Consider the following 14148-nt stretch of genomic DNA (forward strand, 5'->3'; position numbering starts at 1 on the left):
GCAGCCGGCGGGAAGCTGGGCCGCCGAATTATGTGGCGAACTTCCGGCGGGGGGCACTAGAGGATCAGGTCCTCGCGGAGGCGGACCCCGGCGCGGTCGGGCTCCGGCAGGGCGGCGAGCAGGTCGGCCGCCCTGCCCCTGCCGGGCACTTCGGCCTCGGGGTCGATCTCCAGCCACGGGATCAGCACGGTCGCGCGGTCGCCGGTTCCGGGGTGCGGCAGCAGCAGCTCGGGATCGTCGGAGCGGACACCGTCGACGGTGACCACGTCGACGTCGAGCGTGCGCGGGCCCCAGCGCTGTTCCCGCACTCGCTCGGCCTGGCGCTCCAGCTCCTGCCCTTTCCGCAGCCACGCCCAGTGGTCGCGGGCGGGGTCGTCCACGACGCAGACGGCGTTTAGGAAGTCAGGCTGGTCCTCGACGCCCCACGGCGCCGTCTCGTACACCCCGGACACGGCGACGAGCACGTCCCGAAGGCCGTCGACGGCAAGTCGGAGGTAGCCGAGCCGGTCGCCGAGGTTGGAGCCGAGCGAGAGGACCGCCCTGCTCATCGGTCACGCCGGACGGTCACGGCCACGTCGGCGAAGTCGAGCGGGATCGGCGCCGAGGGCTTGTGGACGGTCACCTCGACCGCGGAGAGCCGCTCGTCCTCCATGACCTCGTCGGCGATCCGGCCCGCGACGCTCTCGATGAGGTCGTACGGCTCGCCGCCCACGATGCCGGCCACGAGCTGCGCCAGCTCGCCATAGTGGAGTGTGTCGGCCAGTTCGTCGGACGCGGCTGCGCGCGCGAGGCTCAGCCAGGCCGTGACGTCCACGACGAACTCCTGCCCGTCGCGCTTCTCGTGGTCGAAGACGCCGTGGCGGCCGAAGACCTTGAGGCCGGTCAGCGTGATCCGGTCACCCACCGGACGCCTCCCGCCAGGCGGCGGCCACCTTCACGGCGTCGAGCGAAGCGCCGACGTCGTGCACCCGCACGCCCCAGGCGCCGGCCTGCGCGGCGAGCGCCGACACCGCCGCTGTGGCGACCTCGCGGCCGGACGGCGGGCGCGGCTCGCCTTCGGCGTCGGCCAGCAGCCGCCCGAGGAAACGTTTGCGCGAGGCCCCGACCAGCACCGGGAAGCCGAGGTCGAGGAACACGTCGAGGCTGTGCAGCAGGGCCCAGTCGTGCTCGGCGCGCTTGGCGAAGCCGAGCCCCGGGTCGAGCACGATCGCCTCCGTGGCGACGCCCGCGGCGAGCGCGTCGTCGACCCGCGCGCACAGCTCGTCGCGCACCTCGGCGACGACGTCCTTGTACTCGGCCAGCGCGTTCATGTCCTTGCTGTGGCCGCGCCAGTGCATCAGCACGAACGGCGCACCCGTCTCGGCGGCGACCTTCGCCATGTCCGGATCGGCGAGCCCGCCGGAGACGTCGTTGATCACCTGCGCGCCCGCCTCGATCGCGGCCGCGGCGACGGCGGCACGCGTGGTGTCGACGGACAGGACGAGCCCGTCGGCGGCGAGCGCGCGCACCACGGGCAGCACCCGCGCCGTCTCGGTCTCCGCGTCGACGCGCTGCGAACCGGGCCGCGTGGACTCGCCGCCGATGTCGATGATGTCGGCGCCCCGCCGCCACATCGCGTGTGCGTGCGCGAGCGCGTCCTCCCGGCTCAGGTACCGGCCACCGTCCGAAAAGGAGTCCGGGGTGACGTTCAGCACGCCCATGACGGCGCACCTGCCCGGCGAGGGAAGCCGCTCGGTCACCGCCGGCCCTTGATGAGGTCCAGCGCCTCCGCCCGCGAGGAGGCCGAGGTCTTGAGCAACCCACGGACGGCCGACGTGGTGGTGCGCGCACCGGGCTTGCGAATGCCGCGCATCGACATGCACAGGTGCTCGGCCTCGACGATCACGATCACGCCGCGCGGCTTGAGCTTGCGGTCGAGCGCGTCGGCGATCTGCGAGGTGAGCCGCTCCTGCACCTGCGGACGCTTGGCGTAGAGGTCGACGAGCCGGGCCAGTTTGGACAGTCCCGTGACCTTGCCCTGTGAATTGGGAATGTAACCGACATGCGCGACGCCGTGGAATGGCACCAAATGGTGTTCACAGTTGTGCGTCAAATGACCGGCGATCAAAAACGTCGGGTGCGGCTCGCATTTGAAGCTGTAAACCGTGTACGGCTTGGCGCCGGTAGCCGTCACCGGTTCGACCGACTCGACCTCGACGTACTCCGACTCGATGAGGTCCGTCGCGTAGTCGTCCTGGGGGAAACCGTGGCGCCGGAACCAACTGTCCGCGATGTACAGGTGCGAGGCCCGGTCGAGTTTCGGCGTGAAACGGGCACCCACCACGGTCGCGAGATCCTCGAGAAACGCCGTGTTCCCGCTGACCACGATCTGGCCGGCACTCTGCTTGCTGCGGCAGCCGTCCCCGTCGATGTACCCGTCGAGGAAGCCGTTGAAGGTCTCCCGGTCGTTCAGCACCACCATCGGGAACCGCTGCCTCATATGGTGGGCATCGCCGCCGACGTACTGCCTCAGCAGGTCGGCGAGGTAGGACGAGACGACCCTGACCCGGAAGCCCGGGACGGGCCGCCCGAGGTAACCGGAGGGACGCTCGACCGGCTCGAGCTCGGCGTCGACACCGAAGGCGCGGTACAGCGACTCGGCGAACTTCTTCGCGTAGTCGCGGTCGTTCACGACGAGCGAGACGTACCGCTCCGCCACGGTCCCGTCAGCACACACACTGCCGACGACGTAGCCGAAGTCGTAACCGAGGGTGGGCCTCCAGCGGTCCCGGCACAGCTTCCTGGCCGACGTCCACTCGATGAACGTGCCCTCGACATCCTTGGCCTCCATCCAGCCAGCCGGCGTCGCCAGCGGATGGTCCGGGGTCACGACGAAGCTCCCACCAGAGGTCTTCACCTCGACCAGCTCGCGCGTCTGGTGCGAGCTGATCCCGACCACGGTGGTCTCCTCGACCCGGCCTCCGGCCAGGGTCCACAGCTTGTCACCGACCTCGACCTCACGAGCCTGCTTGCGCCCGCCGACCGCATTGACAGTCTGCTTGCTCGGCACACAGGTGCTGTACATCGGGATGTCGGTGACGAGCACCATTTCCTCGTGGCTCTCGTCGAAGGTCCGGTCCAGCACGTGGTCCGGGTCGTTGTAGAGCCCCGCGAACATCTCCCGGTACGCACGCGCGACACGGGCCGGCGTGTCCGTCAGCCCGTCGCGGTCCGGGTCCTCGCCGCACGCGAGCAACAACTCGCGCACCGCCTTCTCCGCACGTGCCTGATCGAACATCCGGCCCGTCGCCACGGGGGTGTCCTCGTTCAGCGCCCCGTGACCGTTGCCGCTCAACTCACTGCCGATGGTGACCGTCCTGATCGTCGGGATCGCCCTGGCGATGCTGGCCGCCCTGCGGCTGCGCCGGGTCGGGACCGTTGCCGGGCGCGGGGCGCCACGGCTGGCTGGGCCTGCTGCCACCGGGTGAGGTGGCGGGGGTCCAGCCCGGAGGCGCGCCGTAGTTCGGCGGGCCGGCGGGGTAGTCGCCGGACTGTCCGCCACCGTAGGGCTGCTGCGGCCGCGAGCCCTGGCCGTGGCCGCCGTTGTGCCTGCGGGTGCCGTTCGGGTACCCACCGCTGCCGCCACCCGGCGGCGCGTACGGGTTGTACGACGACGGCGGGTTGCTCGGCCTCGGATTGTTGTACGGCGGACCGCCGGGCAGGTCGCTGCCGCCGGGCGCGGTCGCCACGGGCGTGGGCTCGGGCTCCGGCTCCCTCTCCGGCTCCCTCTCCGGCTCCGGTTCCGGTTCCCGCTCCTTCTCCGGCTGCGGCGGCGGCCACGGCTCGCCCCGCTCCATCGCCAGCTCGCCCGGCGTCTTGATCGGCGGCTTGTCCGAGGGCAGCCGCTCGCCGAACTCGTTGAAGGCGGTGATGCGCGGGCGCTTCTCGACCGTCGCGAAGATGCGCTCGAGGTCCCTGCGCTGCAGGGTCTCCTTGTCCAGCAACTCGACCACCAACTCGTCGAGGACGTCGCGGTAGGTGTTGAGCACCTGCCACGCCTCGGTGTGGGCGGTCTCGATGAGCTTGCGGACCTCCTCGTCGATCTCGTGCGCGACCTCGAGGGAGTAGTCGGCCTGCCTGCCCGCCGAGCGCCCCAGGAACGGGTCGCCCTGTTCCTGGCCGTACTTGACGGCGCCGAGGCGCGGGCTCATGCCGTACTCGGTGACCATCGCCCTGGCGATCTTGGTCGCCTGCTCGATGTCGGAGACCGCACCCGTGGTGGGCTCGTGGAAGACGAGCTCCTCGGCGGTGCGCCCGCCCATCGCGAAAACGAGCCTGCCGATCATTTCGGAGCGGGTCATCAGCTCCTTGTCGTCCTCGGGGACGAGCAGCGCGTGCCCACCGGTGCGGCCACGGGGCAGGATCGTGAGCTTGTAGACCGGCTCGATGTCCGGCATCGCCCACGCCGCCAGCGCGTGCCCGCCCTCGTGGTAGGCGGTGATCTTCTTCTCCTTCTCGGAGATGATCCGGCTCTTGCGCGCGGGTCCGCCGATCACGCGGTCGACCGACTCCTCGAGCGCGGCGTCGGTGATGACGTTGCCGTTCGTCCGCGCGGTGAGCAGCGCCGCCTCGTTGATCACGTTGGCGAGGTCGGCACCGGACATGCCCACGGTGCGCTTGGCCAGCGAGCTGAGGTCGACGTTCTGCGCGAACGGCTTGCCCTTGGAGTGGACCTCCAGGATCGCCCTGCGGCCGCGCAGGTCGGGCGCGGACACCGGGATCTGCCGGTCGAAGCGGCCGGGGCGCAGCAGCGCCGGGTCGAGGATGTCGGGCCGGTTGGTGGCGGCGATGAGGATGATCCCGCCGCGCGAGTCGAAGCCGTCCATCTCGACGAGCAGCTGGTTCAGCGTCTGCTCGCGCTCGTCGTGCCCACCGCCGAGGCCGGCGCCACGCTGGCGGCCGACCGCGTCGATCTCGTCGACGAAGATGATGCACGGCGCGTTCTGCTTCGCCTGCTCGAAGAGATCACGCACGCGGGAGGCGCCGACACCGACGAACATCTCGACGAAGTCGGAACCGGAGATCGTGTAGAACGGCACGCCCGCCTCACCGGCGACGGCACGCGCGAGCAGCGTCTTACCGGTGCCGGGCGGGCCGTAGAGCAGCACGCCCTTCGGGATCTTGGCGCCGAGTGCCTGGTAGCGCGCCGGGTTCTGCAGGAAGTCCTTGATCTCGTGCAGTTCCTCGACGGCCTCGTCGGCGCCGGCCACGTCGGTGAACGTGGTCTTGGGCATGTCCTTGTTGAGCTGCTTGGCCTTGGACTTGCCGAAGTTGAGGACCCGGTTACCGCCGCCCTGCGCGTTGTTCATCATCCACATCAGCAGGAGCAGCAGGATCCCGAGCGGGATCATGTAGATGAGCAGCTGCGTGAAGAACGAGTCCTGCGTGACGGTGGTGTCGAACCGGACGCCCGAGTCGCCGTTGCGCGCGTCGATCAGCCCGTTGTACAGCTGCCCCGAGGCACCCGCAGGGAACTTGGTGATGACCTGGTTGACCTGCTGGCCGTCGACCTCGATCGCGTCGGCCAGGTGCAGCTTGAGCTGCTGTTCCTTGTCCTCCAGGTTCGCTTCCGTGACGTTGCCGGACTCGATCTGCTGGACGGCCTGCGACGTGGGTACGTGTGTGTACCCGCGGTCGCTGTCGAAGATCATGCTGAAGGCGAAATAGAGCAGCAGAACCGCGACTATCCACAGCAGTGGGTTCTTGAGCAGGCGCTTGCGGTCCATTAGATCCGGCCGTGGTGGCCTCGACCCTCCCTGGCTAGGCGGTACATGTCACATCCGCCGTCACGGTGTTGACAACTGCGATGGGCACGGGGTTAGCCGTCCCACCAGGGTACCGCCCGGCCTGACGAGGCAGCCGGGCGATCCTCCAGGAGGACAACGGCCACCAGCGACCCGATGTTCCCACCGGCTGACACGCAACTCAATGCGCGGGCGCGAACGGAGCCGTCACCCCTACCGCGAGACGGTCGCCACCATCTCGCCGAGCCGGGTACGCAGGGTCTTCGCGTCGGCGGGCGACACCGTCACCCACTCCCTGCCGTCGGTGCCGGCGCGGGAGAGGCTGAGGTAGCGGCCCGTGCCCGTGTCGAACCACGCGAGCACCGCCGAACGACGCTTGCCGCCCAGGTCGTCACGGCTGTTGGCGGCGAGCTGACCTCCACGCGACCTCGGCTGCGCGATCAGCTGGGCGTACGCCTGACGGGGGTCGGTGGTCCGCTCTGACAGGCCCGTGCGCCTGCGTGCGCCACCTCTCTCGGCCGACGCCGACGTACCCGCCACGACACCGGAGCGAGCGGGTTGTGTGCGCAGCGCCTCGTCGATGGGGAGCGTGATGGACGCCTCGCTGCCGCGCGGCGCTGGGGGGAGCAGCTCGACCACCGCGGACGCGAGGCCCTCCGGGTAGATCGGGCGCAGCCAGATACCGCTCGCGTCCTGGATCGCCAGCACCGCCTGCCTGCCGTCCGAGGCGGCGAGCGCCCCGACCGGCGGGGCCTGGAACTCGGGAATGAACAGCGCGTCGATGCTGGTCGACGGCCGCGCGAGCAGCGCGAGCCACTCCTCGACCGGCGAGTCCTGGATGCCGCGGGCGGCGAACTCGGCGTCGACGCGCCTGCGCAGCTCCCTGCGCTCCATTTCGGTACGGCCGTGCGAGCGGACCCGCAGCGGGTAAGGCAGCTCACCGATGCCGGCCGACTCCCAGAGGAAGTCGAAGGCGACCGGCGTGAAGAACTCCTGCGTGGGCACGATCCTCCCCATGTCAGCCACGGTTCGCTGGGAAGACTAGCTGACGGGGTCGGGCTCAGAGCGGTGCCGCGGTGGAGCTCACCGCCCCGGCCAGCATCTCGGAGAGCCGGTGCCGCAGGGTCGCGGCGTCGGCGGGCGCGATCGTGATCCAGTCGCGACCGTCCCGGCCCCGTGTCGCCTGTGTGAAGTACCGCCCGGTCTCGGTGTCGAACCAGCTCAGCACTGGCATCCGGCTCTTGCTGCCGGTGCGGCTGCGCGCGTTGGCACCGATCTGCCCACCGCGCTGGCGCGGCTGCGCGTGCAGCCGGGCCAGCGCCTTGCGGTCCTCGTCCACGCTCGCCCGTCCTCCGTCGGGGGAGGGCGCCCTGCGCTGCATGAAGTCGACACCAGGCCCGGACAGCAGCTGCTCGAGCGGGACCGTGATCGACTTCTCCTTGCCACGCGGGGCGGCGGGCAGCAGGCCGACGATCGCGCTCGCGAGCCCGTCCGAGGGCACCCGGTCGACGAAGAACCCCTGCGGATCCCTGATCAGCATGGTGCCCTGCGAGCCCAGCGCGGCGACGACGGCCAGTTGCGGCTCGGCGCTCGGCGCGCTGATCTGCACGGAGTCCAGGCTCACGTCGGAGCCGGCGATCACCCCGAGCAGGTCCTCGATGTGCGGCTGCGGCCTGCCCTGGTCGTCGACGATGCCGCGCCGCGCCAGCTCGGCGAGCACCTGCTGGCGCAGCGTGGCGCGCTCCTCCATCGTCTCGCCGTGGGAGCGGACCTGGAGTGGGTAGGGCAGTTCACCGATGCCGGCGGACTCCCACAGGAAGTCGAACTCCAGCGGAGTGAGCCGCACCGACACCGCCTACCGCTCCTCGTCGTCGTCGGGTCCCCAGGCGCCGAGCACCGGCGGCGGCGTGGCCTGCGTGGCGCCGAAGGTCTCGTCGGGGTCCGCCTCGATGAGGAAGGAGGCGTGCGTGTGCTCCTTGTCCTCCTCCTGCTGCGCGGCACCAGCACCCATACCGCCCATGCCCCCCATCGGGGCGGCGGGCGGCGTGGCGGCACCGCCGATGGTGCCCGCCGGGTTCACGACACCCTGCTGCTGCGGCGCGACCGAGGCGGCGCTGCCTGCCTGCTGGCTGTTGCCCGAGGCCGTGGTGTCGGTGGACGACTGCTTGGTGCTGCCACTGCGGCTGCCCTTGGCCAGAGAGCGGGCCCCCGCGTAGCCGAGAGCGCCACCGGCGACCGCGCCGCCGAGCGCGGCGAGGTTCGGACCGCCGCTGGACGCCGGGGGTGCGGCGGGAACGGAGCCCGCCCCGGTGCCCGTGCCCGCGCCCGGTCCCGGAGCCGGTGCGGCCGCGGCGGGCGCCTGCGGCGGCGCCTGGTGCGGGCCACCGGTGAAGCCGGAGGCGGCGACGCCGTTGTCCGCGCCCTGGGTGACGATGGGCGGGGTTGCGCCGAGGCCGGCGAGCATTGCGCCGGGAGCACCCGCGCCGGGGCCCCCGTAGCCGCCGACGCCGCCGACCGGGCCCGCGTACGAGCCGGACGTGCCCGCCAGCGGCTTGAGGCCGAGCGACTCGGGCCCGAAGCTCGGGGTCGTGCCGTCGATCTCCGACATCGCCGTGGTGTAGGCCTCCAGGTACGCGACCTGCTGGGCCTTCACGTCGTTGGCGGCGTCGAACTGCGGCTTCATGTCCTTGACCATCGCGGCGGGCCCACCCGCCAGCATGGCCGCGGTCTGCTGACCGGGGTCGAACTCGACCGGCTGCGGCATCTTCTTCAGCTCGGCGGCGGCCGCGGCCTGCTGCGCGAGCCGCGAGCTCATCGTGTTGGCCGCCTCGGAGGCCTGCGCGCTGGAGTTGGCGATGCCGACGAGGGCGCCCTGCGCCGCACCGGCACCCTGGCCGATCCACGCGGCACCGAGTTCGGAGATCGCGTTGTAGAGATCCTCGGAGGCCCTGCTGAGGCTCGCGCTGTGGTTCGACCACGAATGGCCGAGTTCCTCGGCCGTGCCCGGCTCGTTGTTGACCGTGGCGAAGTTGTAGAGCTGCTGGCTCTCCTGCGCGTGCCAGTTCGGCCGGTCGCCGATCGCGCGGTCGTCGCCGTATGCGAAGCCGTCGGCACGGCCCCTCGCCTGCTGGACGATGTCCGCGACCTCGGAGTTGTCCCCCAGCGGAACCGTGGAGCCCGGTTGCGGCTGACCGGAGTTCTCGAATGCCATGTCTTCGCTCCCCCTGGATTACGCCTGACCGCGGAACGGGTCGGCGCCGGCCTCGTCGATCTCGTGGTAACGGCTCATCGCCGTGAGGATGGCCTGCTCGGCCTGCTCGTACTGGGTGTAGAGGTTCTGCAGCGCCTGCGCGTACGAGTCGCCGCCCCCGTCGGCGCGCTCAGAGAACTTCGCGGCGATGGCGTTGCCCACCGGGTTGGCTCCCAGCTTGGGCTGCGTCGCGAGCGCTCCCGCGTTCGCCAGCAGCGCCTCGACCTCGTCCTTGCCGGTGCGGATCTTGTTCAACACACCCTGTGCGGCGTCGGGATCGACGCCGACCTGACCGGTCGCGGCCGCGGCCCGGAACGCGGCGGCATCCGCGTAGCTGCTGTTCCCCATCTTTTCCGCTCTCTCCTGTCCCCAGCACAGCCAGAAAAACGCCTGTGATCTTCGCTTAGGTTAACGCAACAGCTGTGCCCGTATGACGCGTTCTCGGTGCTCAGGGTTCCGCATCACTGATGGTGACGCAATGCGTTCACCTGCGACTACGAGGAGTAAACCTTCGGATCCAGCGTCCCGATGAACGGCAGGTCGCGGTAACGCTCCGCGTAGTCGAGCCCGTACCCGATCACGAATTCGTTCGGGATGTCGAAACCGATGTAGCGCACGGGGACGTCCACCTGCACGGCCTCGCGCTTGCGCAGCAGCGAGACCACGTTGAGCGATGCCGGGTTGCGGGCGCTCAGGTTCTTGAGCAGCCACGACAAGGTCAGTCCCGAGTCGACGATGTCCTCGACGATCAGCACGTCCCTGCCCGCGATGTCGCGGTCGAGGTCCTTGAGGATCCGCACGACGCCCGACGAGGAGGTCGCCGAGCCGTACGACGAGACGGCCATGAACTCCATCTGCGCCGGAATGGGCAGCGCCCTTGCGAAGTCGGTCATGAACATGACCGCGCCCTTCAGCACGCCGACCAGCACGAGGTCCGACGCCCGGCCTTCCTGCGGGTAGTCGGCAGCGACCTTCTCGGCCAGCTCCGCGATCTTGTCTTTGATCTCTTGCTCGGTGATGAGCACGGAGGCGATGTCGCCTTCGTACACGGGCCAGTCCCCTCTTGTGGTGGGTTCGGGAGCCTTCACGCTTCCACGCAGAGCTTTCCACGTGATCTGCGCGCTTCAAAATTGCCGGGTAGCCACACGCCTCCCTGCCCCCGCCATTCACCGACGAGCGCGTCGACCGAACGCAGGTGGGCGTCGGTCAGCTCGCGCACGCCGGCGTCGAGAAGCCACGTGCGCAGTGCACGCCGCCGCAGTGCCGCCTGCGCCTGCGCGAGCACGCCCACGTCGAGCGTCGCCCCGTCGCGCGCCCGCTCCAGCAGCTCCGCGGCGAGGCCGTCGAGGGCATCGCTGTCCTCCCGCAACTGCGCCGCGGTGCGGGCGAGCGCGGCGGCGACACCTCCGTTGAGGACGTCCTCCAGCAGGGGCAGCACCTCGCGCCGCAGCCGCACCCGCGTGTAGCGGGGGTCGGCGTTGTGCGGGTCGGTCCACGGCTCGACGCCGAGCTCGGCACACGCGCGGGCGGTGGCCGACCTCGGCAGCGCGAGCAGCGGCCGACCCCACGGCGGGTCGAGCGGTCGCATCCCGGCGACCGATCTCGGCCCCGAGCCCCGGCCCAGCCCGAGTAGCACGGTCTCGGCCTGGTCGTCGCGGGTGTGGCCGAGCAACACGAGCCCGCCCTCCTCCGGCAGGGCGCGGCGCAGTGCCGAGTAGCGCGCGGTGCGGGCGGCCGCCTCGAGCCCGCCGGGACCGGACACGGTCACGGTGAGCACCCTCGCCTCGTCGGCGCCGAGCTTGCGCGCGGTGGCGGCGGCCGTCGCGGCGACCTCGGCGGAGCCGTCCTGCAGCCGGTGGTCGACGACGAGTGCGGTCAGGCGCAGCCCGGCCCGGTGCGCCGCCCGCGCGGCGGCGTCGGTGAGCGCGAGCGAGTCGGCTCCGCCCGAAACCGCGACGAACAGCTCTCCGCCCGCGACCAGGTACTCGTGGCGGGCCAGAAAGTCCCGCACGGCCCTGCGGACGGCGCTCAGCGCATCCGGCGAACCCACGCCTGCGGATCCCTGATCTCGGCCCGGGTCGGCAGGGTGCCGGGCGAGCGCCACACGGCGTTGAAACCCTCCATGCCGACCTCGTCGATCACGTGCTTCGTGAACTTCGCGCCCAGCGCGTACTGCCGGATCTTCGCGTCGACGCCGAGCAGGCTGCGCAGCAGCCGGTCGAGCAGGCCGCCGCCCTTGCGGCGCTCGGTGAACCGGCGGCGGATCGTCGCGACGCTGGGGACCACATCGGGGCCCACGGCGTCCATCACGTAGTCGGCGTGGCCCTCCAGCAGAGTGGAGAGCGCCAGCAGCTTGTCGAAGACGGCCCGCTGCTGCGGCGACTGCAGCAGCTCGGCGAGGCCCATCGAGCCGTCCGACTTGGCACGCCGCGCCTCCTTGAGCGTCTCGGGCAACCTGCTGAGGACGGTGCCGAGGCCGTCGCTGTCGGCGAGCCCGCCGACGAGCGCCGCCACCTCGTCGGCGAAGTAGTCGCGCAGCCACGGGACCGCGGTGAACTGCAGCCGGTGAGTGCACTCGTGCAGGCACACCCACAGCCGGAAGTCGCGTCCGGACACGCCCATCGCGCGCTGCGCGGTGACGACGTTGGGGGCGACCAGCAGGAGCCTGCCCTCCTTGTCCTCGCCGCCGAACGGGTCGTACTGCCCGAGCACGCGGGCGCCGAGGAACGCCAGCACCACACCGGTCTGGAGGCCGGCGCCGCCCGCGACGAGCGGCGTCAACGGGCCACCCGGTCCGCTCGGCAGTGCGCGGCTGGTGAGCTCGTCGAGCCCGGCCGCGGCGGCGCGCACCCAGCCCGGCCGGTCGACGACGTCACCGGGCAGCAGCGGCAGCCCCGCGCCGAGGCCGGTCAGGTCGCGGACGTGCCGCTCCGCGTCGACGGTCAGCTCGCGCAGCTCGGTGACCGCGCGCTCGGCCTCCTCCCTCGGCACGACGGGACCACCACGCACGAGGTAGGCGCCGGCCGAAGCGGCCACGGACCAGTCGACCAGCGGATTCGCCTGCGACTGCTGGTTCACCGTGTTCACGTTCCCGACGCTACCCGTTCGTCAGCCGCAGCCACACCCGCGCAGAGTCGCCGTGATCGCGTCCAGCCCCGCCCGTCCGGCCTCGGTCTGCGAGCCCACGGTCATGAGCGCGAACACCAGCACCCGCCCGTCGGTGTCGAGCACGAGTCCGGCGAGGGAGTTGATGCCGTCGGAGGGGATCGTGCCGGTCTTGCCGCGGACCCATCCCTTGCCCTCGGCGGCAGCGCCCTCGGTGTAGCGCTCGGCCAGCGTGCCGCTGCCACCGGCGACGGGGAGGCCGCCGAGCAGCGGGCGCAGCTTCGCGGTGCGCGGGTCGCCCTTGCCGTCCGGTGCGGCCGCGACCGAGAGCAGCTCGCCGAGCAGCTTCGCGGGGACCTTGTTGCGCAGGGACAATCCACTGCCGTCGCTCAGCTCGACTCCGGTGACGTCGAACCCGTTGCGGGAGAGCACGTCGAGCGTCGCCTGCGCGCCGCCGGTGAACGACGGCTCGGCGCCCTCTTCGATCGCGACGTGCCGCGCGATCACGTCGGCGAGGAGGTTGTCGGAGATCGACAGGGCGGTGTCGACGAGCTCGGTCAGCGGCGCTGACTTCACCTCGCCGAGCACGCGGGCACCCTGTGGCGCCGTGGTGGCCGGGGTGCTCGCGACCTGCGCGCCGAGCCTGCTCGCGAGTTCACCGGCGAGCTGTTCGGCGGGCCTGCCGGTGCGCATCGACCCGTCGTCGTCGGGCACGCTGCGTCCGCCGTCGAGCATGGCGGGCTCGACGGGGGCCATGTACGTGGACGGCGCGTCCTCTGGCGCCCAGCCCTCCGCCGACGTGGGCCCGGTGAACGCGCTGAGGTCGAGCTGGACCTGGCTGACGTCGCCGCCGGTGGCCTCCTTCACCTGGGCGACGAGGTCGTCGAGGTGCGCTGCGCCCCGGTAGACCGACTCCTGCCCGTCTGGCAGCGAGGAGAGGGTGATGTCACCGCCTGCGACCAGCACGACGCTGCCCGGCTGGGAGCCCTCGACGACCTTGGTCGAGAACTGGGTGCCGTGATCGAGGGCCAGCAGCGCGGCCGCGGCGGTGAGGACCTTGGTGGTGGACGCGGGCGTGATCGGCTGTCCCGCGTTCTTCTCCCACAGCGTCGTGCCGCTGACCGGGTCGATCACCGTGCCGGTGAGCGTGCCGAGCGCCGGGTTGCTCACGGCCCCGGAAATGGCCTGCGAGACCCCTGAGGGGGTCGGCGCGGGACCCGAGGTCGACGGGCCCGCGAGGTCGCGGCTGACGGCGATCGGCCGCGGCGGGTCGCCCTTCGGCGCGTTCGGAGCCCACGGCAGGCCGAGGCGGTTGGAGACATAGGGCAACGCCGCGGCGACGCCCAGCGCCACCACGAGCACCACGGCCGCACCGGCTATCCACCACGCGCGGCGCCCGCGCTTGGGCGGGCCCTCGGCGGCCGGCTCCCGCTGCGGCTCCCCGGCCTCGGCTTTCGTCTCGGCGGGGTGCTGCTGCCCGGTCGGCTCGATCCGCATGGGCACGGCGTGAGCGTTCGCGGGCTTGATCTCGATGCGCCCGGGGGCCTGCGCCGGCTGTGCCTGTGTTTGTTGTTGCTGTTGTTGTTGCTGTTGCTGTTGTCGCGGATCCGGAGCCGGAGGTGGTGGCGCCTGCTGAGGCCGTGGCTGAGGTTGTGCGTGGGGTCGGGGCTGGGGTCGGGCCTGCGGGCGTGGCGGCTGCTGCGGCCGGGGCACCGGCGCAGCGGGAGGCTTGGGCACGAAGACCGTGGGCTGCTCCGGCAGGCTCGCGTTCGGCATCGGCAGCTCGTGGGTTCTGCCCTCCGGCTCGTTCTCGCCTGCCGTGTCGTGGTCGGCCGACGGCCACGCGGGCTCTGGCGTCTCGTCCGTGCCGGGCACACACCCCTCCTCGCCGCCTTCGACGGGGCCAACGTCACACTTGCGGCCAGCAGTGCGGCACCCGTCCGATCCGTGGTCCACACTAGTGAGGACGGTAACTGGACAATGTGAGCCGCCCGGACGCGGCACGCAGGC

The 14148-nt window shown here is 71.5% G+C and carries 12 protein-coding genes and 2 pseudogenes; all 14 read right to left on the reverse strand.

The genetic code is table 11. From position 1 onward, the window contains the following. Positions 1-56: 56 nt before the first annotated feature. A complete protein-coding gene (gene folK / locus DI005_RS03385; protein ID WP_112264890.1) occupies positions 57-548 on the reverse strand; it encodes a 2-amino-4-hydroxy-6-hydroxymethyldihydropteridine diphosphokinase in 492 nt (163 codons plus the stop codon). Further along, positions 545-904 carry a dihydroneopterin aldolase gene (gene folB, locus DI005_RS03390; RefSeq protein ID WP_112264892.1) on the reverse strand — a complete coding sequence of 120 codons (360 nt, stop codon included), beginning with the start codon at positions 902-904 and terminating at the stop codon, positions 545-547. Before folB ends, folK begins: the two co-directional genes overlap by 4 nt. Next, a complete protein-coding gene (gene folP / locus DI005_RS03395; protein WP_112264894.1) occupies positions 897-1700 on the reverse strand; it encodes a dihydropteroate synthase in 804 nt (267 codons plus the stop codon). The genes folB and folP overlap by 8 nt, the downstream gene beginning before the upstream one ends. Before the next feature lie 35 nt (positions 1701-1735). After that, a pseudogene (folE, locus tag DI005_RS03400) lies at positions 1736-2080 on the reverse strand (GTP cyclohydrolase I); the annotation flags it as partial. A gap of 969 nt (positions 2081-3049) precedes the next feature. Continuing rightward, positions 3050-3277 (reverse strand): annotated as a pseudogene (locus tag DI005_RS03410) (GTP cyclohydrolase I); the annotation flags it as partial. Between the two features lie 58 nt (positions 3278-3335). After that, on the reverse strand, positions 3336-5765 hold the full coding sequence (gene ftsH / locus DI005_RS03415) for an ATP-dependent zinc metalloprotease FtsH (RefSeq protein WP_113641242.1): 2430 nt from the start codon (positions 5763-5765) through the stop codon (positions 3336-3338). A gap of 231 nt (positions 5766-5996) precedes the next feature. Further along, on the reverse strand, positions 5997-6788 hold the full coding sequence (locus DI005_RS03420; RefSeq protein WP_113641316.1) for an ESX secretion-associated protein EspG: 792 nt from the start codon (positions 6786-6788) through the stop codon (positions 5997-5999). A gap of 55 nt (positions 6789-6843) precedes the next feature. Continuing rightward, entirely contained in the window at positions 6844-7635 is a 792-nt protein-coding gene (locus DI005_RS03425) for an ESX secretion-associated protein EspG (RefSeq protein WP_113641243.1), read from the reverse strand. Between the two features lie 3 nt (positions 7636-7638). Further along, positions 7639-8994 carry a hypothetical protein gene (locus DI005_RS03430; protein WP_112264899.1) on the reverse strand — a complete coding sequence of 452 codons (1356 nt, stop codon included), beginning with the start codon at positions 8992-8994 and terminating at the stop codon, positions 7639-7641. An 18-nt stretch (positions 8995-9012) separates the two neighbouring features. Continuing rightward, positions 9013-9381 (reverse strand): hypothetical protein, encoded by a 369-nt coding sequence (locus tag DI005_RS03435; RefSeq protein WP_112264900.1) that lies wholly within the window; start codon positions 9379-9381, stop codon positions 9013-9015. A gap of 146 nt (positions 9382-9527) precedes the next feature. Then, on the reverse strand, positions 9528-10082 hold the full coding sequence (hpt, locus tag DI005_RS03440) for a hypoxanthine phosphoribosyltransferase (RefSeq protein WP_112264901.1): 555 nt from the start codon (positions 10080-10082) through the stop codon (positions 9528-9530). Between the two features lie 35 nt (positions 10083-10117). Then, positions 10118-11083 carry a tRNA lysidine(34) synthetase TilS gene (gene tilS, locus DI005_RS03445; RefSeq protein ID WP_112264902.1) on the reverse strand — a complete coding sequence of 322 codons (966 nt, stop codon included), beginning with the start codon at positions 11081-11083 and terminating at the stop codon, positions 10118-10120. Continuing rightward, positions 11062-12120, reverse strand: coding sequence for a zinc-dependent metalloprotease (locus DI005_RS03450; protein ID WP_112264903.1), 1059 nt, complete (start codon positions 12118-12120; stop codon positions 11062-11064). The genes tilS and DI005_RS03450 overlap by 22 nt, the downstream gene beginning before the upstream one ends. Before the next feature lie 21 nt (positions 12121-12141). Further along, complete coding sequence (gene dacB / locus DI005_RS03455) at positions 12142-14013, reverse strand: D-alanyl-D-alanine carboxypeptidase/D-alanyl-D-alanine-endopeptidase (RefSeq protein WP_233519973.1); 1872 nt, start codon at positions 14011-14013, stop codon at positions 12142-12144. Between the last annotated feature and the right edge of the window lie 135 nt (positions 14014-14148).

It is taken from the genome of Prauserella sp. PE36 (assembly GCF_003311655.1).
GTDB lineage: Bacteria > Actinomycetota > Actinomycetes > Mycobacteriales > Pseudonocardiaceae > Prauserella_A > Prauserella_A endophytica.